This window comes from Brucella pituitosa (assembly GCF_003049685.1).
GTDB classification, from domain to species: domain Bacteria; phylum Pseudomonadota; class Alphaproteobacteria; order Rhizobiales; family Rhizobiaceae; genus Brucella; species Brucella pituitosa.
In genome coordinates, this window is record NZ_PYSY02000001.1 from 1,859,368 (window position 1) to 1,882,817 (window position 23,450).

Genomic DNA, 23,450 nt, shown 5'->3' on the forward strand with positions numbered 1-23,450 from the left:
GCTGTTTAGGTAATTCTTAAAGCTGTGGCGCTAGTCTCGGTCTCGATTAGGTCCTTGAGTGTTGTGTAGAGAGTACAATGACCGATCTGACAAGACCGCGTATAAAATATGTTATTGGTCCTGATGGCAGTCCGCTGACCATCGCAGACCTCCCCCCCGCCACTACGAGGCGCTGGGTCATTCGCCGAAAGGCTGAAGTAGTCGCCGCTGTACGCGGTGGCCTTCTCAGCCTTGAGGAGGCATGCCAGCGTTACACGTTGACGGTGGAGGAATTTCTTGGCTGGCAGTCCTCGATCGATGAGCATGGTCTCGCCGGTCTAAGGACCACACGTATCCAGCAGTATAGACACTAAGATTCTGCCGGTTTCTTCGGAAACATCAGATACGCAAATTAAGCCCCGGCCGGGTCAATCGGCCGGGGTTTTTCTTTGATCAATCCCACCTATATGAAGAGAGCAGCCAAGCCTTTTGATGGAGTTCTCAGATGAGCGAAAACATCCAGATTCGGAAAAGTGACAATACGGATAGCGGACGTTACTTTGTCGTCATCAACGGCGACGAAGCAGAAATGACCTACACGAAGCTGGGTCCAGCGCTGATTTCCATCGATCACACATTCGTGCCTGATTCGATGCGCGGCAAAGGTGTCGCACAGGCCCTGGCGTTGAATGCTGTTGAAGATGCTCGCAAAACCGGCTGGAAGATTGTGCCGCGCTGCAGCTTCATGCAGGCACAGGTCAAACGGCATTCCGACTGGTCCGATGTCATAGAGACAGAATAGGTAGTGCAGTTCTGAAGTGCGCCTTTGGTTTTCAGGCTTTAGAGCATTTCCAGTTTAAATTGAATCATTGGAAATGCTCTATCTCTTTGTTTTTACGCGCATCTTGTTCCGAAAACCGGTTCCCACTTTTCGGGATGCGCTCTAGCGCAAGTCGCGAATCCGGCTTGCGAGGCTTTGAGGGCGCCCTTCATTGACCTCGTCTCTGCCTTCCGATCTGTCGGCATTCACGAGAGCGTCGATGGGCGAATCTTCGCCCTCTTTTTCGGCAGTCGCAGCAACCATCCGAGCAGCCAGGGCCGCCATTTCCTCTCGGAGTGCAGCATTTTCCTTTGAGAGCTCTGCAGACTGCACGCCCCCTGCAACAAAGGTCGAGCCGTTACGCGTATAACGCTCCAGCCTCTCCTGCGCGTCAGAAAAATCGGAAATCAGCTTATCCAATCTTTGCTGGAGCTCTGTGTTGCGGCGTCTTTCGCTTTTCAGTTCAGTTTGTGCTGCAGTCAATTGCGTCGAAACCTCATTATAGCGGGCAGATGCATCTTTACGTTCCCGACGCATCTCGCTCATCTCATTCACCAGACGGCCGTGTTCGACCTCCTTGGCGCTTATCTCGATACGAAGCGTATCGGCCAGATCTTGCAGAGATGAAAGATGTTTCTGAAGTCGTTCCACTTCAGCCTCGACGATTTCGGCTTTTTCCGCAGCATTATCGCGTTCGACAACCGTCTCTTCAACGGCCTTTTCCCGTTCGTCCAACGTCTTTCTCAGTTGGGCGATGTCGTTCTCAAGCGATGCGAAGCGCCTGAGTTCGTCATGCTGCTTTCCAAGCTTGATCAGTTGCTCGGACGATTTTTCCCGTTCCTGCTTGAGTTGCCGTTCAAGTTTGCTGAAAGCCACGGCATGCTCGGCACGTAAACCGTCACGATCCGCTCTTATTTCGGCAAGCGTTACCGGAAGTTCGGCATGCACCTGCCGTCGTGCCAGAAAAAAGGCACGGCGCCAAACCGAAGGGCCAAGCAGAACCACGACGAAAACCGCCACGAGAACGCCAAGTATGAAAATGAGCGCAGACTGGATCACGACTTTGTCACAAAAAGGAAAAAGGACCAGCCAAAGGATAATGGCTGGCAACTATTCATAGATCGTCACCCGCGATGCTAGAACATTTTCAGCAAAAGTGCGAAGCGGTTTTGCGCGAGATGAATGTTTCAAAACAGACCGGCAGAGCGGTTTCAATGGGGAACCACTCCGCCCATGCGACTCATATCGCGCAACACGTATCAGAATGGGTTCCAGGTCGGCGCAGCCGAAAGCTTAAGATACCCGATATTGACACCCAACCTTGCGCCAACACCCGTACGGATAGGCACCAGCATGATGTTCTGACGCTTGAGCACGTTAAAGCCTGCACCCGCGATCACATAGGCCGAGCCTGCAACACCTGCATAACGACCGTAAAGGCTCTGGATGTCGTCGAGATTATAGACAAGCATCATCACGCGTGAGCCTTGCCCGCCAAAATCCCAGCCCAGCGATGGACCCTGCCAGAATGTGCGATGATCACCGGCATTCTTCGTATAGAGCGTGCCTTCACCATAGGTGAGACCGCCTATGAACGCGCCGGAACCTTCCTCGCCCAGAATATATCCGTTCGGAAGACCAAAACTCTGAAATGCTTTTTCGACGGCACTGGCTATTCCACCAGACGTCGAACCAAAGAACCGGTGCCCCGATTCAACGACTTCCTCGGCTGTGTATGCGTTGCTGCTCTGTGCCTGCGCTTTGTGCGGCACGACGATAATGGAAATCAGAAATGCCGCAAAAAACGCTACAAAATACGCCGCGTTGCGGAACCTGATCTGCGACAGGGACGGTATGGCCATTTATAATTCCTTTTGCCTACCAGCTTCTCTGTCTGACGGCCCTGTTAAAAGCCTGGCTACTACGTCTCTTGCGAACGCTTTGGCCGAATCGCGCTTATTCTAACCGCGAATTTATTGTCTAAATCTTTATGCCGCGAAATTGGCTTTAGAATGGCGGCAAAAAACAGCTTTGTTGCGGCAACCGGATGTCGCGTGTATCCAGATTCCCAAGGTTCCTGACGATGATTCGTCGGGGTTTACGCTCACCAACTGATAGCGGCCCGTCATTCGACTTGAATGTCGATTTTCAGGGTCGGTTCGTGCCTGGAGAAATCACCATGCCATTGCCCGTTACCCTTTCCGCACTCGACCTCGGTGCGCTTCTGTGCAGCAGGATCTGTCATGACATCATCTCGCCGGTCGGCGCGATCAACAACGGTCTCGAGCTGCTGGAAGAAGGCGGTGCAGACGAAGACGCGATGGCGCTTATCAAATCGAGCGCGCGCAATGCTTCGGCCCGCCTGCAATTTGCCCGTATCGCTTTTGGTGCAGCCGGATCGGCTGGTGTGCAGATCGATACCGGTGATGCCCAGCATGTTGCCACACAATATTTCGCAAATGAAAAGCCTGAACTGACTTGGGAAGGCTCACGCGTCCTGCTGCCAAAGAACAAGGTCAAGCTTCTGCTCAATATGCTGCTGATCGGCAATGCCGCTATCCCGCGCGGTGGTTCGCTGGCCGTTCGTCTTGAAAATGGTGATACCGACCCGCGCTTCGTCATTACTGTGAAGGGTCGTATGCTCCGCGTACCACCGAAATTCCTGGAACTGCATTCAGGTGCAGAACCAGAAGAGCCGATTGATGCGCATTCGGTGCAGCCATATTATACGCTGCTGCTAGCCGAAGAAGCTGGCATGAAGATTTCTATTCACGCGACTGCAGAAGACATCGTTTTCGCCGCTGAATAACCCTTTCCGATCAAACACAAGAAAGGCGCAGGATAAAACCTGCGCCTTTTTTTTGCTGGCTCAGTTCCAAAAGAAAAGGCCCCGCACAAACGGAGCCTTTTTCATTTCATCACCTGAAAAACGCTTACGCGCTTTCACGCAGCTCGCTGCCATCCGGTTCACGCAGCACATAGCCACGGCCCCAAACGGTTTCGATGTAGCTCTGGCTGCCGGAAACGGCATCAAGCTTCTTGCGCAGCTTGCAGATAAACACGTCGATGATCTTCAGCTCAGGCTCGTCCATGCCGCCATAAAGGTGGTTGAGGAACATTTCCTTGGTGAGCGTCGTGCCCTTGCGGAGCGAGAGAAGCTCGAGCATCTGATATTCTTTGCCGGTCAGGTGAACGCGCTGACCACCAACCTCAACCGTCTTGGCGTCGAGGTTAACAATCAGGTCGCCAGTGGTAATGACCGACTGGGCATGGCCCTTGGAACGACGAACAATCGCATGAATACGGGCGATCAACTCGTCCTTGTGGAACGGCTTCGTCATATAGTCATCTGCGCCAAAGCCCAGACCGCGAACCTTATCCTCAATACCGGCCATACCGGAAAGGATCAGGATTGGCGTCTTGACCTTCGAGAGGCGCAAGGTACGCAGAACTTCGTAACCGGACATATCCGGCAAGTTCAGGTCCAGCAAGATGATGTCGTAATCATAAAGCTTGCCGAGATCGATGCCTTCTTCACCCAGATCGGTGGTGTAGACATTGAAGCTCTCGGACTTCAGCATCAACTCAATGCTCTGTGCGATAGCACTGTCGTCTTCAATTAAAAGGACGCGCATATCTTATCCCCTTTCCGCCGCTGACCAGTTTTCCCTCACGGCAGCTGACGGAACTGTCGTTGCCTTAGCATGAAGGTGCCTGCAAATGGTTAACAAAATATGATTCCTGTTGGCAAGCATAATTCTATCCTGTTTAGAAAAAACTCTTATCCAACTGAATCATATGTGATTATTCAATTCGATTGACCCTTATGAATCACATTAAGAAGTCCTCTTAAGTGATTCATTCGACTCTATGTTTCACCTGTTACCCAAAAACCACACAAGATTTACCGAGCCTTAATTCCTAACGCGTATGATTAACGTTGCCGGTAAAGGAATGGTTACCAAAAGAGCAAAATCTTAACTTTTTGTTTCGCTTATGGAGACTGTTCTTATGTTTGGCGGCAAAGCCGAAGCCCTGAAAAGCAAGGCATTGCAACGGATTTCGCGGCATATTGCAGGAAAATCGCCAGCATATATGCCTGTTAATAAAGTCGGGGGGAACGCCCCAACATTAGAGCGCATCCCGGAAAGGGCGAGCCGGTTTTCGGATAAGATGCGCGTTAATACAAAATGTTAGGGCGCCGATCTGGTCAAATCAGATCGAGAGGAGCTCTGATAAAGCTGGTTGGTGTTCAAGGAGTATTGCGTATGAAGCCACGTGAAAGCCTCGTCAGGCTTAAACTGTTCCAGGTGAAGGAAAAGCGCCGTCAGCTGGGCCAGCTCGACCTGATGATCGGCGAGTTCGAACGTATGGCGGGAGAACTCGACGCTCAGATTCTATCGGAAGAGAAGAAGGCAGGCATCACTGACATCAATCATTTCGCCTACCCGACCTTCGCGAAGGCTGCACGTCAGCGACGCGACAACCTGTTCGGATCGATTCGCGATTTGATGTCTCAGAAAGAAGCTGCAGAAGCAGAACTGGTCTATGCGGAAACCGAGCTGTCAAAGGCTGAAGCACTCGAAGAACGTGACGGCGGTAAAGCGCCTCGTGAAATCGTCGAGCGCCCGGTGAACCAGCGACGCGCGATGATCGGCTAAAGCATAATCTGACCAGCGCGAAACGCGTACCGATCAGATTGTGATTGGAAAAATGGGCTTGGAGCGCCGATCCGTCGGCGCTTCGCGTCGCAATGAAGTAATATTCGCAGCTTAGCCCGTCAGAAGGCTGTGGCTCTTTTTTGGCTTTCGACACAAATTCTTGGTTTGCCTTTTTCCCATACACAGTTGTAGGGAAGAAGCGCGATGCAGAAACTCGTCTCCTCAGGGCAAGAAGAAGCCCACAATAAATTCAATTTCAGCAAGACGCCTAAGCCCATTCAATGGGGTGTGCTGCTGATCATATCTGCATTTCTTATCTTCATCGGAGAGAAGCTGGGACTGCCAGCCGCACTGCTTCTCGGCGCTATGCTTGGAGCGATCATCCTTGCTTCTCGTGAAAGCACGATCAGAGTTCACAAAAATTTCTCACTGCTCGCGCAGGCAATCGTCGGCCTGCTGATCGCGCGGGCAATGACGGCTGAATTCTTCAGCAATATGGGCCAACATCTGCCGATAATCCTGTTTTCGACAGGCTTCACGCTGCTCGCCAGCACGACGATCGGCTATCTTCTGGCACGCTTTCGCGTTTTGCCCGGAACAACTGCCGTATGGGGTGTCTCACCGGGGGCTGCAACAGCAATTGTGCTGATGGCCGAATCCTTCGGATCTGACGCACGGCTCATCGCCTTCATGCAATATTTGCGCGTGGTGCTTGTCGCAACCACCGCTTCGCTTGTGGTGATGTTTACCGCCGATATCCAAACAGTCGCTCCAGCGGCCGTAGAGTGGTTTCCAACGATAAACTGGCACACTCTGGGCCCGACCCTCGCTTTGATCGTCTGTGGCGCCTTTCTGGGCGAATTATCTCGCATTCCAACGGGAGCGATGCTCGTGCCACTCGCACTCGGAGCATTGTTGCAGGATTTGGGCCTTATGGTCATTGACCTGCCACCATGGCTGCTGGCTGCAAGCTACATCTTCATCGGCTGGCGCATTGGCCTTGGCTTTACCCGTGCGATCATTGCACATGCGGCACGCGCCTTCCCGGCAGTGCTTGCATCAGCGCTTATTCTGATTGCCGTTTGTGGCCTGTTCGGCATGACGCTCGGTCATGTGCTGGGTCTTGATCCCCTCACCGCTTATCTCGCCACCAGCCCCGGCGGCGCAGATACCGTGGCCATTATTGCAGCATCAAGCAATGTCGATCTGCCCTTTATCATCGCCATGCAAACCAGCCGCTTTTTCATTGTGCTGCTTGCAGGCCCGGCAATTGCCCGCTTTGTCGCTTCGCGCATTGCCAAAAGGCAAAAATAAAAAACCCGGCTTTCGCCGGGCCTTTCACAATCACTGATAAATCAGGCTTACTTGCCGTGGAAACCACGAATCGCGCCGATGATCTTGTCCTGATCTTCTTCCGAAAGGTAAGGATGCATCGGCAGGCTCAAAATGCGTGCAGGCAGCGCTTCCGAAACAGGCAGACCGCCCGGTGCAATCGGATAATGCTTGTATGCGGTCTGCAAATGCAGCGGCTTCACATAGTAGATGACCGATGGAATACCGGCTGCCTGAAGATATGCCTTCAGACCGTCGCGGTTTTCGCTTTCAATCGAATACTGTGCCCAGGCTGAACGATTGCCAGCAGGGAGGCCCGGAACTTTGACCACGTCCTTGAGCAGCTCATTGTAGCGCTTGGCAATACGGTCGCGCGCTTCCATTTCGTCTTCAAGGATCGCCAGCTTTTCCAGAAGAATAGCTGCCTGGATCGTGTCGAGACGCGAGTTGAGGCCAATGCGAACATTATCATACTGCGTTTCGCCCTTGCCGTGGAACAGCACGGAGCGTAGCGTGTCGGCCAGTTCAGCGTCGTTGGTGAACATTGCACCGCCGTCGCCATAGCAACCAAGCGGCTTGGCAGGGTAGAAGCTCGTTGCGCCGACATGACCGAAAGCACCGCACATGACGTTGTCGCGCTTGCCACCAATCGACTGAGCCGCGTCTTCAATCACGAACAGACCTTCGCGATCTGCAACTGCACTAATACGGTTGTAATCGGCAGCGAGACCGAACAGATCGACGGGAATGATTGCCTTTGGTTCAAGACGACCTTCCTTGCGGACGGCGGCAATAGCGGCTTCCAGCTGTTCAATATTCATGTTGTAGGTGTCGGCATCGACATCAACGAAAACCGGCTCTGCGCCAACAAGGGCAACGACTTCAGCGGTCGCAGCGAACGTGAACGACGGAACGAAAACCGCATGGCCCGGGCCGATGCCGCGCGCCATCAAAGGCATCTGCAAAGCGTCGGTGCCGTTAGCGCAGGCGATCACATGTTCCACGCCCAGATATTCACCGAGCTTCTTTTCGAACTCAGCGACTTCAGGACCGAGAATATAACGGCCTTCCGCAACTACCTTGGAAACGGCGGCATTAAGACGGTCTTCGATACGCGCGCGTTGCGCTCCAAGATCAATGAACTGCATGTTGGCTCCAATTTATCTGGTTCGCCCTATCAAAAGCGAATCCACGGCAACCTGTTTATTCCTTCACGCCCCGCCCTGCCATGGGTGGAGCGTTCAAAGTTTTGCTATTCCCGTAACACCGCTTGACAGAAACTTCTGTCAAAAGCGGATTATCTGGAATGATTGACCGATCCTTCGGTCAGAATACGCAAGACGTTGATTGCTTCCTGCCCATCGGTGCGCGGATTTTCGCGTGTTTCGATGCAGTGCAGGAAATGCTGCAACTCGCGTGTCAGCGGCATTCCTTCTTCGACGGGGATATAGATCGGATCGACCGATTTGAAAGCCCACTGATCATTCTCGCGCCATACTTCGTGCTTGTAGAATGCAAGCTTGCGATCCCAAGGCTCGGCATCGTCAAAGACAAGCATACCCTTGGTCCCGGTCACACTCAGGCGACGCTCACGATAGGAATTCATTCGGGAAGCGAAGAGATGGCCGCGAATGCCGCTTGGGAATTCGAGATGCACATGGGCGAAATCGCTGATCTTATCGATGATTGCCGTGCCCTCACCGCGAACAGCTGAAGGCTCTTCGCCGGTGATGGCAAGAACCATCGAAAGATCGTGCGGTGCAAGGTCCCAGAGCGCATCGAACTTGTCGTGGAACTTACCGAAACCGACGCGGTGTGAATGCACGTAGCGAATATCGCCGAGCTCACCGCTCTTCACCATGTCGAGCAGCTTCTCAAATGCCGGATGGAAACGCAGGATATGCCCAACCATGAACACGCGACCATTTTCGCGTGCAGCCGCAACTTCTGCTTCTGCATCGGCAACTTCCAGCGCGATCGGCTTTTCAACCAGAACGTCCTTGCCGTTCTTCACTGCTTCAATTGCGTATTGCGCGTGAAACTGCGCAGGCAGCGCCAAAACGATGCCATCAATATCGGCGCGCGAGAAAAGTTCGTCGACCGGAATGTTGGGAACACCGAACTCAGAAGCGAATCGTTCCGCATTCTGTGGATTGGCGTCAGAAACACCATGAAGGGCCCCGAGGCTCTTCAAGGTACGAATATGGTTGCCGCCCCAATAGCCACAACCCAAAACCGCAATACGAGGTGCCATAAAACTAAGCCTTTGCTTTCCGCTAGTTACTTATCTACGCAAATCGTGGAAAACAAGACGAAAGCTATGCGAAGAGTGCTTGACAGGGTCCCGTTCCCCACATATACCGCCGCCATTCCTTGCATGAACGCGGTTCGTGAAACGCTGGAGACAGCGCCGAAAACTGTTTCACTGCAATGTGTGGCGGAGTAGCTCAGTAGGTTAGAGCAGAGGAATCATAATCCTTGTGTCGGCGGTTCGAATCCGTCCTCCGCTACCAACAGCACCCAGCAACAGTGTTTCAGCTACTTCAGGCTCTGGAAGCCTAATCTCCCCCCTATTTGTCTCTATGTTGAACGCGCGCGGTGCGAGCGGCTTTTAGCTTAGTCACCACCTGCAGCGATGAACCACTTGTTTCAACACAATGATGCGGCAATGCTTCACTGGATAGAACCGTGGCGCCGGACTATATCAGAGTTGGTTGCGCACCCTTGGCGCAACGCAAACTGGCAAGAGAGAATGACCGTTCTTATCAATCAGCCCCACCCATCCATAGACAGAGCGTCCATCGACAAATTGGTCAGCACTTTTTATGGAAGAGCCCGCGAAGACGACGTTATCGGCCCAATCTTTTCAGAGGCAGTGGATGACTGGGATCACCATATTGAACGCATCAGCGAATTCTGGTCATCCGTTATCCTGAAAACCGGACGTTACGATGGGCGGCCTATGCCCCCACACATTCGCCTGGGCCTTAAAAACGAACATTTTGATCGTTGGTTGCAATTGTTTGAGCAGACAGCGCGGGACATTTTCCCACCTGACGGAGCAATTGTTTTCATTGATCGCGCCCGCCGGATTGCCGATAGTTTTGAAATGGCAATCGCCACGCATTCCGGGCAGATCGCAGCACCACGCCATTCACGCAAGCCGTTATAAAAGAAACCGCCTGCCTCTGATAACAGAAGCAGGCGGTTCAATAGTTTTCAACGCGCGTCTTATCCGAAAACCGCTATAAACACTTTTCGGAACGCGCGCTTTTATGCAGCAGGTTTAGACTTTTCTGCCTGAAGCTGCTGCTTGTGTCGCAGCAACATGCCATAGAGATCGCGCGGCTCATCCGGATCAGCAAGAAGATCCAGCTGCTCATAGAAGCCTGTATCCTTCAGCTTGTCGCGAACGTAGCGCAGGGCCGAGAAGTCTTCCGTTGCAAAGCCGACCGAGTCAAACAGCGTAATCTGACGCGCATCCTTGCGGCCTTCAGTCTTGCCGGTGATCACTTCCCACAGTTCATTGACAGGATAATCTTCCGGCAGCTGCTGGATTTCACCTTCAATGCGAGTCTGCGGCGGGTACTCGACAAAAATGTCCGAACGGCGAAGGATATCGCCGTGCAGTTCGGTCTTTCCAGGGCAATCACCGCCGACCGCGTTGATATGCACACCAGCACCAACCATGTTGTCGGTCAGGATCGTCGCATTGAGCTTGTCGGCCGTTACGGTCGTGATGATGTCCGCACCCTCGACCACTTCTTCAACATCTTTGCAGATCACGATATCAATGCCTGCGCCTTCGAGATTGCGCGCGCATTTTTCTGAAGCCGTGCGGTCAATATCGTAAAGACGCAGCTTGTCGATACCGAGAATTGCCTTGAACGCTAAGGCCTGAAACTCGCTCTGTGCGCCGTTGCCGATAATCGCCATCGTGCGCGCATTCTTTGGCGCAAGATGCTTTGCGGCAACTGCTGAGGTCGCAGCCGTGCGCAACGCCGTCAGGATGGTCATTTCGGTCAGAAGCATCGGATAGCCACTGCCAACATCCGAAAGAACACCGAAAGCCGTCACTGTCTGCAGGCCGTCACGCGTATTCTTCGGATGGCCGTTCACATATTTGAAGCCGTACATCGTACCGTCGCTTGTCGGCATCAGCTCGATCACGCCTTCATCGGAATGCGAAGCCACGCGTGGCGTCTTGTCGAAACTTTCCCAACGGCGGAAGTCCTCTTCCACGTAATCGGCAAGTTCCTTGAGGAAGGTCTCGACGCCGACGGAAAGCACCAGCTTCATCATGTGATCGACACTGACGAAAGGGACGATATTCAGGTTCGGTTGGGTCATTCTTGCTCCTTAACATTCAGCGGCAGACCATTTGATCCCGCCAGCAGTGAATGCAGTTTTGAAATCAATAGTTGATGGTTGGGCGGTCCATGACGCTGCGGCCCAAAAGGCTCGCCATCAGGTCGACCATCACAGTTGCGGTACGTCCGCGTTCATCGAGAAATGGATTGAGCTCGACGAGATCGAGGCTCGTCACCAGATCGCTGTCATGCAGCATTTCCATGATGAGATGTGCTTCACGGAAGGTCGCGCCCCCCGGAACCGTAGTGCCGACAGCTGGCGCAATCGAAGGCTCAAGGAAATCGACATCAAGGCTCACATGCAGAAGGCCGTTTTCGTCCTTTACGCGCTGCAGGAAACGTCGCAACAGGGCTGCCACACCATGCTCATCGATGAGGCGCATGTCATAGACGGCAACATCCGTCTGCTTGATCGCGGCGCGTTCTGCCGGATCAACACTGCGAATACCCATCATGCAGACATTGGCAGGATCAATCGGTGCCGCCAGTTCCGGGAAATAGCCTTCGAAGCCCTTCTGGCCGGTGTAATAGGCGACAGGCGTGCCATGCAGATTGCCGCTGCCTGTTGTTTCCAGCGTGTGGAAATCCGTATGAGCATCAAGCCACAGCACAAATTGCTTGCGACCCTTTTCTGCCGCGCGGCGCGCGATGCCGGGAACAGTGCCTGCTGCAAGCAGATGATCGCCACCGAGAAAGATCGGAAAACCGTCTTCGCTCTCACGATAAGCAGCTTCGCTGATTGCTTCGATCCAGGCGACAGCCTGCGGCAAAGCCTTGATCGCAGGATTGGGATGGGTCAAAGGGCGCAGTTCGGCCGGCACCAGATTGCCCAGATCGGTAAACTCGTGGCCGAGTTCGCGAATCGCCTCCGCAATGCCCGCGGCGCGATAACCGTCGGGGCCCATATTGCAGCCCAGACGACCAGTGCCTTCCTGAACAGGCAATCCCAAAATCTTGCAATGCATAAAGTGCTACTCCTGAGAAATTATTCTCTTAGATTGACCATTTACGCTTGGCGATGTGAAGCAACCGGATTGGCAATTTTAACGGTTTGGTTTATCATAATGTCGGTTTGGCTTTTCAAAATGGAGAAAACATGGACGATCTGGATGAAAAGCTAATCACGCTTTTACGTCACAATGGCCGACGCAGCATTTCGGACGTGGCAATTGATCTTGGTGTTTCGCGTGCGACTGTTCGCTCGCGCATGGAACGGTTGGAACAGTCCGGCGACATCATTGGCTATACGGTGATCCTGCGGTCTGATGCGGTAGATCTGCCGGTGCGCGGTATCATGATGATTGAAATCGAAGGCCATGTCGCCGACCGTGTGGTCAAGGCACTTGGCGGCTTCTCCGAAATTTCAGCCATCCACACCACCAATGGTCGTTTCGATCTGGTGGTGGAACTGGGTGCTGCAACACTGACCGATTTCGATGCCGTGCTCCGTCGCATCCGATTGGTGCCAGGCATCAAGGCCAGCGAAACCAATCTACTGCTTGCTACCCCACGCTCAACACGGGCGCGTCTGTAATAAAAAAAGCCCGGCAATTTGCCGGGCTTGTTTGTTTTCGCGGTTAGGCAAGGATCGGATAATCCGTATATCCCTTGGCGCCACCGCCATACATATGCTGCTGATCCAGCTCATTGAGCGACGAATTATCCTTCAAACGGCGAACGAGATCGGGGTTTGAGATGAATGGTTTGCCAAAGGCAACCACATCAGCGCGGCCGCTTTCGATTTCCTGTTCAGCCAGCTCGCGATCATAGCCATTATTGACCATCCAGGCAGCTTCGCCACCGGCATCGCGATAAACCTGCTTGAGACGAGCATAATCGAACGGCTGCGGACCCTGCTGGAAATCGCGTGGGCCGCCGGTCGCACCTTCGATGATGTGAACATATGCAAGACCGTAAGAGGCAAGCTTCTCAATCACATAGTCAAACAGTGGCTGCGGATCGGAATCTGACGCGTCATTGGCAGGCGTTACCGGCGAAAGACGAATACCAACTTTGCCCGGTGCAACCGACTTGGTGATTGCATCCACCACTTCAAACAGGAAACGCGCGCGGTTTTCGATAGAGCCACCATATTCATCAGTGCGGTGATTACTGTCCGAACGGAGGAACTGATCAATCAGATAACCGTTTGCTGCGTGGATTTCGACGCCGTCAAAACCAGCCACTTCAACAGCATCCTTCGCGGCCTTAGCATAGGTCGCAACGATTTCCGGCAGCTCGCTCTTTTCAAGCGCGCGCGGCTCGGATGTTGGCGCAAACTCGCCGGTGCCGTCCGGATGCACGAGATAGGTCTTCGACTTGGCCGTAATGGCCGAAGGCGCAACCGGCTTGCCGCCATTTGGCTGCAACGTGTTGTGCGAAATACGGCCCACATGCCACATCTGCACGACGATCTTGCCGCCCGCGGTGTGAACTGCGTCGGTCACGCGCTTCCAGCCGGCGAGCTGCTCATCGGAATAAAGGCCCGGCACATCGGCATAGCCCTGTCCCTGATGGCTGATCGGCGTTGCCTCGGTGATGATGAGACCAGCACTTGCGCGCTGTTCATAATAGGTGACGTTGAGGTCGTTTGGCACAGCGCGGGGCGAGCGATTGCGCGTCAGCGGTGCCATAACGATACGGTTGGCAAGCTTGAGATCGCCGACTGTAACTGGATCGAACAATGTGGCCATAGATACATTTCCTTCAAGTGGGAACGATTGGGCAAATGGGATTAAAGATCGGACAGCGATTTGAGCAAGGCGGCAATCGCCTCCTCATCGCGCTTGTAGAAGGTCCATTGGCCAACACGATGGGGCATGATCAGCCCCGCTTTCGTCAGCACGGACAAATGAGCAGAAACGGTGGACTGGGAGAGACCACACCGTTCGAACTGGCCCGCACACACACCCATCTCCAGAGGCATGTGCTGATCGGAGAAATGATTCTCCGGTTCCTTGAGCCAGCTCAAAATGTCGAGACGAACAGGATGAGCGAGCGCCTTGAGTATTTCGTCCAAAGGCATAGCTAATGCTATGGTTTGAATGTCCGACATCACGTTCACCTCGCTGATCTTCGTTCATATCGTCATTTCACGATATAAGTATCGTTTGTATTCGATTTGAAAAGAGGGAGGTCGTTCACATGCGCGTGAGCAGGTAAAAAGCATTTCCAGCAAAAGTGCGAAGCGGTTTTGCGTTGGATAATGCGTAAAGCAAATAATTAGAGCGGTTCCGACAATTCATTCCTAGCTGGAACCGCTCCAACTCACGCCTTTCCTGTGGACCAATATGCCCGCCTTGATTGCGTCAAAGCACTATCCGACTATGTTCGCAGCAGATATTTTGGATTGGAATAATTAATGGCCAACGACATCAAGCGCATTGCCGCAATCATTGCAGCGGAAATCAACGCAAAGCCGGAACAGGCAATCGCCGCCATTGGTCTGCTGGATGAAGGCTCAACCGTGCCTTTCGTTGCGCGTTACCGCAAGGAGGTCACCGGCGGGCTTGACGACACCCAGTTGCGCATGCTGGACGAGCGCCTCTCCTATTTGCGCGAGCTTGAAGCGCGACGCACTTCAATTCTGGAATCGATCCGCGGGCAGGAAAAACTGACGCCGGAACTCGAACTGAAAATCGCTGGCGTTCAGACCAAGGCCGAACTTGAAGACCTGTACCTGCCGTATAAACCAAAGCGCCGCACCAAAGCGGAAATCGCTCGCGAGCGCGGTCTTGGACCACTTGCCGAAGCCATTCTGACCGACCGCAGGCTGGTTCCCACAGGGATTGCTGCGCAATATGTCACCGGTGAAGTTGCCGATGTGAAGGCAGCCCTTGAAGGCGCACGCGACATCATTGCCGAAGGCTTTGCCGAAAATGCCGAACTGATCGGCAATCTGCGTAACTATCTCAAAGATCGCGCCGTGCTGCGCTCGCGCGTTGTCGATGGCAAACAGGAAGCTGGCGCAAAATTCTCGGATTATTTCAACCATTCCGAACGCTGGGCAAATGTTGCGGGCCACCGCGCTCTCGCTATGCTGCGCGGTCGCAACGAGGATTTTCTGTCGCTCGATATTGAAATCGACGCCGACGACACATCACCGGTAAAGCCGGTCGAACGCAAAATTGCAGCCGCCTATAATATCGGCGCAACCCTGCCCGGCGACCGCTGGCTGATGGAAGTTGCAGGCTGGGCTTGGCGCGTCAAACTTTCGCTCTCCCTGTCGCTCGACCTCATGCGCGACCTGCGTGAACGCGCCGAGGAAGAAGCCATCAACGTCTTCGCCCGCAACCTCAAAGACCTGTTGCTCGCCGCCCCTGCCGGTTCGCGCGCCACCATGGGTCTCGATCCGGGCATCCGCACCGGCGTGAAGGTCGCAATCGTTGATGACACCGGCAAGCTGCTCGACACAACGACGGTCTATCCGTTTCCGCCAAAGAACGATGTGCGTGGTACCCAGGCCGAGCTCGCAAGCCTGATCCGCAAACACAAGATCGAATTGATTGCCATCGGCAATGGCACAGGCAGCCGCGAGACCGAACGCCTCGTCGTGGATATGCTCAACGAGCTGCCAGCGCCAAAGCCGCTCAAAGTCATCGTGTCGGAAGCAGGTGCATCGGTCTATTCAGCCTCAGCAACCGCTGCGGCTGAATTCCCGCAACTTGATGTGTCGCTGCGCGGTGCCGTTTCCATCGCCCGCCGCTTGCAGGACCCGTTGGCGGAACTCGTGAAGATCGAACCGAAATCTATCGGCGTCGGCCAGTATCAGCATGACGTCGATCAAGTCCGCCTTGCCCGCTCGCTGGACGCTGTGGTCGAAGACGCTGTGAACGCTGTTGGCGTCGATCTCAACATGGCATCCGCGCCGCTCCTCGCGCGTGTGTCCGGTCTTGGAAATTCTCTCGCCGAAGCAATCGTCGCACATCGTGACGAAGTCGGCGCTTTCAAGAACCGCAAGGAGCTTCTGAAAGTCGCTCGCCTCGGCAACCGCGCTTTTGAACAATGCGCAGGCTTTCTGCGTATCGCCAACGGCACCGAGCCGCTTGATGCGTCCTCCGTTCACCCGGAAGCCTATGGCGTTGCAAAAAAGATTGTTTCTGCCTGTGGCCGTGATGTACGCAGCCTCATGGGCGATAGCGCTGCGCTTAAAAGCCTCGATCCGCGCGTCTTTGTCGATGAGCGTTTTGGTCTGCCAACCGTGCGCGACATCATTGCCGAGCTTGATAAGCCGGGCCGCGATCCGCGTCCGGGCTTTAAAACCGCGACCTTCGCCGATGGCATTGATGACATCAAAGACCTCAAACCCGGCATGGTGCTGGAAGGCACAGTGACCAATGTTGCGGCCTTTGGTGCCTTTGTCGATATCGGCGTGCATCAGGACGGACTTGTGCATGTTTCGCAGCTTGCTGATAAATTTATCAAAGACCCGCATGAAGTGGTCAAGGCTGGCGACGTAGTGAAAGTGCGCGTGACGGAAGTGGATGTGCCACGCAAGCGCATCGGCCTCACAATGCGCAAAGACGGCGGAGAAGCCCCTGCCCCGCGCAACAATGCGCAGCGCGACGCGAAACCTGCGCCGAAACAGAATTTCACGCCACGCAAGCAGGAGCAGCCGTCAACCGGCGGTTTTGGTGCAGCCCTTCTCGAAGCGATGAAGAAGAAATAAGCAAAAAGGGCGGCTACAAAAGCCGCCCTTTTCACAATCAAATCTTGTTGCCAATTGGAAAGCCGGTTGAGACTTTTCTCACCGGCATTTCATCGGTGGGAATGATCCAGCCATTGTGAATGGTGACGCGAACCTCATCGCCTTCTTCCAGTCGTACCGGATCACGCACTTCAAAATGCAGGTGAATATCCGGCTTTGCCACCGGATGCGCTTCAATGCGCGAACCGCCACCCCGATAGACGGACCGCTTAACCCGCACCGCAATGCCGCCTGTTTCAGTCAGCTGCAAATCCTCTGCCCGAACGCAGAGCTGCGCATTGGCACGCGGCATTTCAATACCGGAACAACGCACTTGCGCACGGCTTCCAAGCACCAGCGCCTCGCAATGTCCCGCTTGCGCAAAGGACACAACCTCCGCAGGCAACACCATGCCATGCGCGATGAAGGACGCGACCATTTCGCTGGCTGGTTCCTCATAGAGTTTGCGCGGCGTATCAAACTGCTGAAGCTTGCCATGATCAAGCACCGCAATCCGGTCAGCAAGCGCCATGGCCTCCGCCTGATCATGCGTAATGTAAATAATCGTCGTGCCGGTGCGCTTGTGGAAAGCCGCAAACTCGTCTTCCATCGAAGCCCGCAGGTGCACATCGAGATTGGCTAACGGCTCGTCAAACAGCACCAGTGACGGCGCTGCCACCAGACAGCGGGCCAAAGCCACACGCTGCCGCTGACCACCCGAAAGATTGGCCGGGCGACGATCACCAAAGCCGTCAAGATCCACCAGCGCAAGCGCTTGCTTCACACGGGCCTCACGCTCCGCTTTGGCAACCTTTGCCACCCGCAGACTATAGCCGACATTTTCCGCCACGGTCATATGCGGCCAGAGCGCATAATTCTGGAAAACGATACCGACCTGACGCTTTTCCGGTGGCACATTGCCATCCACATGGGAAACGCGGCTGTCACCAATATGGATTTCGCCGCCGTCAAGTTCTTCAAAACCTGCAATCATCCGCAGAAGCGTGGTCTTGCCGCAGCCCGATGGTCCGAGAATGGCAACAAACTCGCCGTCCTTCACATCGAGCGACACTTCAGACAGGGCCTGAAACTCGTTGAAGGCCTTGGAAACAGAAGCGATTTTCAGTCGCGCCATGGCAGCACCCCGTTTGGAAGACGCCGCGCAAACAGATTTGTTGCAAGCATCAGCATGAATGTCACCGCAACGGCCAAAATGGATATGGCAGCCGCATAGGCGGAATCGCCCGCCTGTTCAAAAGAAAACATCACCACGCCCAGCGTTTCCGATCCAGACGCCCAGAGAAGCGCTGAAACCGTCAGCTCACAGAATGCGGTCATGAAAATGAGCACGCCGCCTGCAAGCGTCGCTGGTGCGACAAGAGGAAATATAATGGTCCTGAGCCGATAGAAAAGCCCCGCACCCGCAATTCGCGCGGCTTCTTCCAGCGCACGGTCAATCTGGTGGAGACCCGCAACCGTTGGCCGCAATGCCAGCACGAAGAAGCGTGCAAGATAGGCAAACAGGATGATCCACAGCGTGTTGTAGAGACTGAAACCCACCAGCGGCAGCGGCTTTAAGAACATCAGCAGACAGGCGATGGCCAGCACCACGCCCGGTAACGCATAAGGCATCTCGGCTGCAAAATTCAGGATCGGCGTCCAGCGCCGTTTGCGCCATGCCAGCATATAGGCAAGCGGAACGGCTATCAGCACCGCAAACACTGCCGCAGCAAAGGACAGCATCAGGCTATTACCAAAGGCGCGCGCCGAACCCGCATGTTCAAGCATGACAAAGCGGAAATTTTCAAGCGTTGCCGTGGCAAACGTAAGCGGCACGCCATAGGCTGGAACCAGTGCTGAAAGGGTCAAACCAATCAAGGGCAAGAATAGCACCACCACGATCAACAGCCATGCAGCCAGCTCCGCCCACATGCGCCATACGCCAAGCGCAAAAGGTGCAGCGGGCAGCGACGTTGAAACAATGCGAAAATCGCGGCGGCGCGAAGCATAATCCTGTGCTGCGATCCCTGCCATGGCGATCAGACCAATCAGCACTGAAAGCACGGCGACGCTCGACAGTACAGCAGGCCCACCGCCCGCAAGGCGCTGATAAATCAACGTTGGCAGAACAAGATAATTCGATGGAATCCCCAGAAATGCCGGGATGCCGAAATTGCCGACGCAGGAAACAAAGGCCAAGGCGGCGGCACCGATGATAGACGGCGTCATCAGCGGCAGAATGATGGTGCGCAGAACGGTCCATTTGCTGGCACCGGCACTCAGACCGGCTTCCACCAGCTCGCGTGGGAGTTTGCGCAGGCCCGCCCGTACAATCAGAAAGACCAGCGGTCCATATTGCACGCCAAGCAGAGAGATGATGCCCCAGACGGAATAAAGCGGATTACGGCTTCCCAGCGGCGGCGCCATGCCGATGATCTTGAGGAACTGGCTGGAAGGCCCGAAAAGCTGGAGCCACGCCAGCGCTGTTACCTGCGGGGCGATCAGCAGCGGAGTCACATAGAAAAGAACGAAGACATTGCGCCCGCGCATATCGGTGAGGCCGACGAGCAACGCCGCCACAATGCCAAACGCCAGCGCCAGCAGCGTGCCGCCAATACCGATCTGAAGCGAATGCCATGTGGCAATCCATGTCGAGCGGCTGCTCAGCGTTTCAGTGAGCACCGATATCGAAAACTGTCCCTGCGGCGCAACAAGTTCAACGAGCAGACGCGCCATCGGCAGAAGCGAAAGCACTGCAACAATCAGCGTTACACCAACAATCAGGGCCGCATCACGGCCCTGAATATCTCGAAACATGCGCATTAAAATGCCTTATCCACCAAACAGCTCGGAGAACTGCTTCTTGTCGGCATCAGTCTGATCGAGAACCTTCTGGGTGTCGATAGACATGATGCTGATCTTGGTGCCTTCTGGCAGCCACGCAGGGCGACCAACGCCGTCCTTGGCAGGCAGATAGCCCTGCTCAAGTGCCAGCTTCTGACCATCATCCGACAGGATGAAATCGACGAACTTCTTTGCGCCATCAACGTTCTTGGCGGTTGCCATGATCGCAACCGGTTCAGTCACTGCAGGCACGCCTTCCGACGGGAAGACGAACTCAATCGGCGAACCCTTGGCCTTGGCATTGAGCGCCATGAAATCAACCAAAATGCCGTAAGGCTTTTCGCCGCTCGCAACCGACTTCAGCACGGCGCCGTTGCCCTTGACGCTTGCGAGTTCGTTGGTCTTGAGGTTCTTGAAATAATCCCAGCCAAGATCCTTATCGAGCGCAAAACCGCTCAGGAGATAGGCGGCAGCACCCGAATAAAGCGGGCTTGGCATGACCACCTGACCCTTATAATCAGCCTTGGCGAGATCGGCCCAATGTTCAGGCTTTTGGGACGCGCCCGTGTTGTAGGCAATGCCGGTGGTGATCAGCTTGGAGCCGAAATAGGTCTTGTCTGCGTCGTAGCTATCAGCAGAAAAACCATCAACCTTGGCATCCGTATAAGGAAGCAGGCGCTTGTCCTTCTTGAGACCTTCCATTGTCACCGCATCAGCGATCAGTAGAACGTCAGGCTGTGGCGCGCCAGCGGAAAACTCGGCGGCAAGCTTGGTGAGGAGTTCGCTCGTTCCCGAACGGAAAATCTGCACATCCGTATCAGGATTGGCTTTGCGGAAAGCTTCAACCGTTTTGGTCGCATCCGCTTCCGGTTGCGACGTATAGAGCGTCAGCGTATCGGCCTGCGCCACGGCGATGGAAAGAGCAAGAAGAGCAGGAATAGCACTGGCCCGCTTCAGCATCTTGGTCATGGAGTTGGCTCCTCGAATTTCTGTGTGGTTTTCGGCAGTATGTGCCGCTGCTCCGGCGTGATTACGCTGCATGCGAGCTGAAATGGCGCAGATACTGTCATATCGAGAAGCGCGATCATTCCTGTTCATGACTCACCTGTCAAACAAATCTCTAAAACATCCGCCAGAAAATCGGAACTGATTTCAGAAAGCAAAATGCCCTCCGGCAGATTTTTGATCCGCAGAAGGGCATTGATCACTTGATCGTTTTACCTTCCGCATCTCTTCCATTCGGAAGCGACGCGGATGCCATAACGGGCTTTAGCTTCAATTATATGACAGTGTGAGCCAGCTTCAGATGATTATCTCAGCCGCGTGCGCTACCTGTGCTCCGGCTTCATAATAAGCCTCGCGCAAGCCGCGGAAATTCTGCGCCTTTGGATCAGTGACAGGCAACGGCAGATCGTCTTCGGAAATTACGCCTGAAACGAGTTGTGCCAATAAGCGCCCGAATACCGTACCCGGCGCAATGCCACGGCCATTATAGCCAGAGAAGCCAACGACATTACGTCCAAGACGATGGAACTTCGGCAGGCTGTCATTGGTCATGCCGATCTTGCCATACCATTCGGCTTCAAACTCGACATTTCCGATCTGCGGGAACAGGCGCTTCAATGATTTTTTAGCCCATACCGTATGAACGGCAGCACCAGTATTGCGCAACGCACCAACACTACCAAACACGAGACGGCCCTGCTGATCGAAGCGGAAAGAAGAGAGAACTTCCTTCGTATCCCACGCACCCTGACGTTCTGGCAGAATGCTCTTTTTCAAATTGTCAGAAAGCGGCTTGGTCGCCATGTTGAAATAAGGCAGATGCACCAGTTCCGCGCGCACCTCTGCCCATGGTACATTGGTATAGGCGTTGGTTGCGACCACAACCCAGTCAGCTGTCACAGTACCGGCAGCGGTCTTCACCACCCACTTGCCGTTCTGCTCGCTGGCACCCGTTACAGGGCTTGCCGTAAAGATTTGTGCACCTGCAGCAACCGCCGCATGTGCCAGACCGCGCACATAAGCAAGTGGCTGAATTGTACCAGCACGCAGATCGAGCAGAGATCCGGCATAAGCCTTGGTGCCAACCTTGGCTTCAGTTTCCCTGGCGTCGAGCAGCTTCACATTGGCGCCGCGACGTGCCCATTGCTCATAGCGATCTTCAAGTTCCTTGAGACCGTTCTTGCCAACGGCACAATGCAGCGTTCCCTGCTTTTCAACTTCGCAAGCAATCTTGTGTTTTTCGATCAGTTCAAAAACCAGCTTCGGCGCATTACCGAGAACGTCGAGCAAACGGTCGCCGTGCTTCTGGCCCAGAACACCCGGCAGATCGTCAGGCATGACCCACATGCCCGCATTGACCAGACCAACATTACGGCCCGAACCGCCATAGCCGATTTCGATACCTTCCAGCACGATTGCTTTCGTGCCCTTTTCCGCGAGATGCAACGCAGTGGAAAGCCCGGTGAAACCACCACCAACAATCACCACATCGGCAGTCAGATCGCCTTTAAGAGCAGTTGTTTTTGGTGCAGCTGGAGCGGTCTTTTCCCAAAGGCCATGAGAGCGTGGATCGTTGAGCATGAACGGCAACCATTTCATAGAATGAAAAACAGACGGCTTTTACCGCCAAAACTATTTCACGCGCTGGAAGTCTCAATGACAGCAATATTTATGCAACAATTCATGCCGGTTGGGAATGAACTTACCCTATAGGACAACGTTCCCCACCTGCCCTGCGATCCACTGACAGAAAACCTGCGTCAGCGGGTTCTCAAGTTTGCCTTCCGGAACCACCAGATAATAGTCATTCTCGGTCCGCATCGGCTGCTCGAAAAGCATGACCAGTTCGCCGTTACGCAGCTCTTGCTCAATCAGATAAAGCGGCAGTAAAGCGAAGCCGAGCCCCGCAAGCGCAGCGCCAATTACCATGGAAAACTGATCGAACCGATGGCCGCGATAGGCGGACTTGCCTTCAATGCCACAGCTTTCAAACCATTGCGCCCACATTTTCGGGCGGGTCGCGAGATGCAGCAGCGGCTCGTTTTCAAGTTCTTCGGGATTGGCGGGATGTCGTGCTTTGAGTAGACTTGGGCTGGCCACCGGCACAATGACTTCACTGCACAGAAATGTGCATGTCGCATGTGCCCAGACCGGCTGGCCATAGTGAATAGCGAGATCGAATGGCTGTTCTTCAAAGTCGAAAACGCCGGACCGCGAGGCGACATTGATTGCAATCCCGGGATGCTTTTCAATAAAATCCGGAATACGCGGCATCAGCCAGCGTGTGCCAAAGGTCGGCAGGGTTGCAACACTGAATGAAGAGGTCGATTGTGCCGACGCCATTGCACGCAGCATCGTGTCTTCCGTCTGGTTGAGCAAACGCCGCACTTCCGGCAGGAACTTACGCCCGGCATCAGACAAAAGAATGCGTTGACGGATGCGCTCAAACAGCAGCACGCCAAGTTGGCTTTCAAGATCCTTGATTTGACGGCTGACAGCACTCTGCGTGAGATTAAGTTCATTGGCGGCTTGCGTGAAACTGCCATGCCGGGCCGCACATTCAAACGCCTGTAGCGTGGCAATGTCGGGGATCAGTCTCCTGCTAAGCTTCATTCCAATCTCGCATTAACATAGTTGCGTTCGTCGCAATCATAACGGCAAAACGGCTGATATGATACATTTTCATCATAATCCAGGCATGTTCCTCCCGCAAATAACATGTCCGTCCCCAAGATGACACAAGTTCTACGGAA

At 54.3% G+C, this 23,450-nt stretch carries 22 protein-coding genes and 1 tRNA gene; 9 read left to right on the forward strand and 14 right to left on the reverse strand.

The genetic code is table 11. From position 1 onward, the window contains the following. The first annotated feature begins 77 nt into the window (after positions 1 to 77). Together sciP and C9380_RS09190 are read left to right on the forward strand one after the other, a co-directional pair. A complete protein-coding gene (gene sciP / locus C9380_RS09185) occupies positions 78 to 353 on the forward strand; it encodes a CtrA inhibitor SciP (protein ID WP_007876112.1) in 276 nt (91 codons plus the stop codon). Between the two features lie 131 nt (positions 354 to 484). Beyond that, on the forward strand, positions 485 to 781 hold the full coding sequence (locus C9380_RS09190) for a GNAT family N-acetyltransferase (RefSeq protein ID WP_100558694.1): 297 nt from the start codon (positions 485 to 487) through the stop codon (positions 779 to 781). 141 nt (positions 782 to 922) lie between these two features. Here the strand turns inward: C9380_RS09190 and C9380_RS09195 are convergent, their stop codons facing one another. After that, positions 923 to 1,834 carry a coiled-coil domain-containing protein gene (locus C9380_RS09195; protein ID WP_210249757.1) on the reverse strand — a complete coding sequence of 304 codons (912 nt, stop codon included), beginning with the start codon at positions 1,832 to 1,834 and terminating at the stop codon, positions 923 to 925. 224 nt (positions 1,835 to 2,058) lie between these two features. Continuing rightward, positions 2,059 to 2,661 carry a DUF1134 domain-containing protein gene (locus tag C9380_RS09200; protein WP_024899369.1) on the reverse strand — a complete coding sequence of 201 codons (603 nt, stop codon included), beginning with the start codon at positions 2,659 to 2,661 and terminating at the stop codon, positions 2,059 to 2,061. Positions 2,662 to 2,978: 317 nt separating this feature from the next. Here C9380_RS09200 and chpT point away from each other — a divergent pair, with 317 nt between their 5' ends. Further along, positions 2,979 to 3,608 carry a histidine phosphotransferase ChpT gene (gene chpT / locus C9380_RS09205; protein WP_024899368.1) on the forward strand — a complete coding sequence of 210 codons (630 nt, stop codon included), beginning with the start codon at positions 2,979 to 2,981 and terminating at the stop codon, positions 3,606 to 3,608. Positions 3,609 to 3,732: 124 nt separating this feature from the next. Here the strand turns inward: chpT and ctrA are convergent, their stop codons facing one another. Next, positions 3,733 to 4,434, reverse strand: a complete 702-nt coding sequence (ctrA, locus tag C9380_RS09210) for a response regulator transcription factor CtrA (protein ID WP_024899367.1) — start codon at positions 4,432 to 4,434, stop codon at positions 3,733 to 3,735. Between the two features lie 633 nt (positions 4,435 to 5,067). Here ctrA and C9380_RS09215 point away from each other — a divergent pair. Beyond that, complete coding sequence (locus tag C9380_RS09215; RefSeq protein WP_024899365.1) at positions 5,068 to 5,460, forward strand: hypothetical protein; 393 nt, start codon at positions 5,068 to 5,070, stop codon at positions 5,458 to 5,460. Positions 5,461 to 5,664: 204 nt separating this feature from the next. Next, positions 5,665 to 6,774: an AbrB family transcriptional regulator gene (locus tag C9380_RS09220; protein ID WP_100558692.1), complete on the forward strand. Its 1,110-nt coding sequence runs from the start codon at positions 5,665 to 5,667 to the stop codon at positions 6,772 to 6,774. 47 nt (positions 6,775 to 6,821) lie between these two features. Here C9380_RS09220 and C9380_RS09225 read toward each other — a convergent pair whose 3' ends face one another. Further along, positions 6,822 to 7,940, reverse strand: coding sequence for a DegT/DnrJ/EryC1/StrS family aminotransferase (locus tag C9380_RS09225; RefSeq protein WP_128093416.1), 1,119 nt, complete (start codon positions 7,938 to 7,940; stop codon positions 6,822 to 6,824). A 149-nt stretch (positions 7,941 to 8,089) separates the two neighbouring features. Continuing rightward, positions 8,090 to 9,046, reverse strand: a complete 957-nt coding sequence (locus C9380_RS09230; protein WP_024899363.1) for a Gfo/Idh/MocA family protein — start codon at positions 9,044 to 9,046, stop codon at positions 8,090 to 8,092. A 182-nt stretch (positions 9,047 to 9,228) separates the two neighbouring features. Between C9380_RS09230 and C9380_RS09235 the strand changes: the two genes are divergently transcribed. Next, positions 9,229 to 9,305: transfer RNA gene (locus C9380_RS09235), tRNA-Met, on the forward strand. Between the two features lie 239 nt (positions 9,306 to 9,544). Continuing rightward, positions 9,545 to 9,964: a group III truncated hemoglobin gene (locus C9380_RS09240; RefSeq protein ID WP_024899362.1), complete on the forward strand. Its 420-nt coding sequence runs from the start codon at positions 9,545 to 9,547 to the stop codon at positions 9,962 to 9,964. A gap of 101 nt (positions 9,965 to 10,065) precedes the next feature. Here C9380_RS09240 and ocd read toward each other — a convergent pair whose 3' ends face one another. Next, on the reverse strand, positions 10,066 to 11,142 hold the full coding sequence (gene ocd, locus C9380_RS09245) for an ornithine cyclodeaminase (protein WP_024899361.1): 1,077 nt from the start codon (positions 11,140 to 11,142) through the stop codon (positions 10,066 to 10,068). A 64-nt stretch (positions 11,143 to 11,206) separates the two neighbouring features. After that, entirely contained in the window at positions 11,207 to 12,127 is a 921-nt protein-coding gene (gene rocF / locus C9380_RS09250) for an arginase (protein WP_024899360.1), read from the reverse strand. A 131-nt stretch (positions 12,128 to 12,258) separates the two neighbouring features. Here rocF and C9380_RS09255 point away from each other — a divergent pair, with 131 nt between their 5' ends. Further along, positions 12,259 to 12,696 carry an Lrp/AsnC family transcriptional regulator gene (locus tag C9380_RS09255; RefSeq protein ID WP_007876167.1) on the forward strand — a complete coding sequence of 146 codons (438 nt, stop codon included), beginning with the start codon at positions 12,259 to 12,261 and terminating at the stop codon, positions 12,694 to 12,696. A 43-nt stretch (positions 12,697 to 12,739) separates the two neighbouring features. Here C9380_RS09255 and C9380_RS09260 read toward each other — a convergent pair whose 3' ends face one another. Both C9380_RS09260 and C9380_RS09265 read right to left on the reverse strand, forming a co-directional pair. After that, the gene (locus tag C9380_RS09260; RefSeq protein ID WP_024899359.1) at positions 12,740 to 13,855 is read right to left on the reverse strand and encodes an alkene reductase; all 1,116 of its coding nucleotides are present in this window, start codon (positions 13,853 to 13,855) and stop codon (positions 12,740 to 12,742) included. 41 nt (positions 13,856 to 13,896) lie between these two features. Continuing rightward, positions 13,897 to 14,217 carry an ArsR/SmtB family transcription factor gene (locus tag C9380_RS09265; protein WP_024899358.1) on the reverse strand — a complete coding sequence of 107 codons (321 nt, stop codon included), beginning with the start codon at positions 14,215 to 14,217 and terminating at the stop codon, positions 13,897 to 13,899. Between the two features lie 306 nt (positions 14,218 to 14,523). Between C9380_RS09265 and C9380_RS09275 the strand changes: the two genes are divergently transcribed. Then, a complete protein-coding gene (locus C9380_RS09275) occupies positions 14,524 to 16,830 on the forward strand; it encodes a Tex family protein (protein WP_128093417.1) in 2,307 nt (768 codons plus the stop codon). Between the two features lie 37 nt (positions 16,831 to 16,867). Here C9380_RS09275 and C9380_RS09280 read toward each other — a convergent pair whose 3' ends face one another. From C9380_RS09280 to C9380_RS09300, 5 genes are all read right to left on the reverse strand, one after another. Next, positions 16,868 to 17,983 carry an ABC transporter ATP-binding protein gene (locus C9380_RS09280; RefSeq protein ID WP_128093418.1) on the reverse strand — a complete coding sequence of 372 codons (1,116 nt, stop codon included), beginning with the start codon at positions 17,981 to 17,983 and terminating at the stop codon, positions 16,868 to 16,870. Continuing rightward, positions 17,971 to 19,671: an ABC transporter permease gene (locus C9380_RS09285; RefSeq protein ID WP_128093419.1), complete on the reverse strand. Its 1,701-nt coding sequence runs from the start codon at positions 19,669 to 19,671 to the stop codon at positions 17,971 to 17,973. Before C9380_RS09285 ends, C9380_RS09280 begins: the two co-directional genes overlap by 13 nt. Positions 19,672 to 19,680: 9 nt before the next feature. Further along, complete coding sequence (locus tag C9380_RS09290; RefSeq protein WP_128093420.1) at positions 19,681 to 20,661, reverse strand: ABC transporter substrate-binding protein; 981 nt, start codon at positions 20,659 to 20,661, stop codon at positions 19,681 to 19,683. A 333-nt stretch (positions 20,662 to 20,994) separates the two neighbouring features. Continuing rightward, positions 20,995 to 22,278: an NAD(P)/FAD-dependent oxidoreductase gene (locus C9380_RS09295; RefSeq protein ID WP_128093421.1), complete on the reverse strand. Its 1,284-nt coding sequence runs from the start codon at positions 22,276 to 22,278 to the stop codon at positions 20,995 to 20,997. 126 nt (positions 22,279 to 22,404) lie between these two features. Beyond that, the gene (locus tag C9380_RS09300; RefSeq protein ID WP_100558686.1) at positions 22,405 to 23,310 is read right to left on the reverse strand and encodes a LysR family transcriptional regulator; all 906 of its coding nucleotides are present in this window, start codon (positions 23,308 to 23,310) and stop codon (positions 22,405 to 22,407) included. Positions 23,311 to 23,450 lie beyond the last annotated feature (140 nt).

Coding starts and splice junctions, on each gene's coding strand:
- sciP (WP_007876112.1), top strand. CDS start 78: ATGACCGATCTGACAAGACCGCGTATAAAATATGTTATTGGTCCTGAT.
- C9380_RS09190 (WP_100558694.1), top strand. CDS start 485: ATGAGCGAAAACATCCAGATTCGGAAAAGTGACAATACGGATAGCGGA.
- C9380_RS09200 (WP_024899369.1), bottom strand. CDS start 2,661: ATGGCCATACCGTCCCTGTCGCAGATCAGGTTCCGCAACGCGGCGTAT.
- chpT (WP_024899368.1), top strand. CDS start 2,979: ATGCCATTGCCCGTTACCCTTTCCGCACTCGACCTCGGTGCGCTTCTG.
- ctrA (WP_024899367.1), bottom strand. CDS start 4,434: ATGCGCGTCCTTTTAATTGAAGACGACAGTGCTATCGCACAGAGCATT.
- C9380_RS09215 (WP_024899365.1), top strand. CDS start 5,068: ATGAAGCCACGTGAAAGCCTCGTCAGGCTTAAACTGTTCCAGGTGAAG.
- C9380_RS09220 (WP_100558692.1), top strand. CDS start 5,665: ATGCAGAAACTCGTCTCCTCAGGGCAAGAAGAAGCCCACAATAAATTC.
- C9380_RS09225 (WP_128093416.1), bottom strand. CDS start 7,940: ATGCAGTTCATTGATCTTGGAGCGCAACGCGCGCGTATCGAAGACCGT.
- C9380_RS09230 (WP_024899363.1), bottom strand. CDS start 9,046: ATGGCACCTCGTATTGCGGTTTTGGGTTGTGGCTATTGGGGCGGCAAC.
- C9380_RS09240 (WP_024899362.1), top strand. CDS start 9,545: ATGACCGTTCTTATCAATCAGCCCCACCCATCCATAGACAGAGCGTCC.
- ocd (WP_024899361.1), bottom strand. CDS start 11,142: ATGACCCAACCGAACCTGAATATCGTCCCTTTCGTCAGTGTCGATCAC.
- rocF (WP_024899360.1), bottom strand. CDS start 12,127: ATGCATTGCAAGATTTTGGGATTGCCTGTTCAGGAAGGCACTGGTCGT.
- C9380_RS09255 (WP_007876167.1), top strand. CDS start 12,259: ATGGACGATCTGGATGAAAAGCTAATCACGCTTTTACGTCACAATGGC.
- C9380_RS09260 (WP_024899359.1), bottom strand. CDS start 13,855: ATGGCCACATTGTTCGATCCAGTTACAGTCGGCGATCTCAAGCTTGCC.
- C9380_RS09265 (WP_024899358.1), bottom strand. CDS start 14,217: ATGTCGGACATTCAAACCATAGCATTAGCTATGCCTTTGGACGAAATA.
- C9380_RS09275 (WP_128093417.1), top strand. CDS start 14,524: ATGGCCAACGACATCAAGCGCATTGCCGCAATCATTGCAGCGGAAATC.
- C9380_RS09280 (WP_128093418.1), bottom strand. CDS start 17,983: ATGGCGCGACTGAAAATCGCTTCTGTTTCCAAGGCCTTCAACGAGTTT.
- C9380_RS09285 (WP_128093419.1), bottom strand. CDS start 19,671: ATGCGCATGTTTCGAGATATTCAGGGCCGTGATGCGGCCCTGATTGTT.
- C9380_RS09290 (WP_128093420.1), bottom strand. CDS start 20,661: ATGACCAAGATGCTGAAGCGGGCCAGTGCTATTCCTGCTCTTCTTGCT.
- C9380_RS09295 (WP_128093421.1), bottom strand. CDS start 22,278: ATGCTCAACGATCCACGCTCTCATGGCCTTTGGGAAAAGACCGCTCCA.
- C9380_RS09300 (WP_100558686.1), bottom strand. CDS start 23,310: ATGAAGCTTAGCAGGAGACTGATCCCCGACATTGCCACGCTACAGGCG.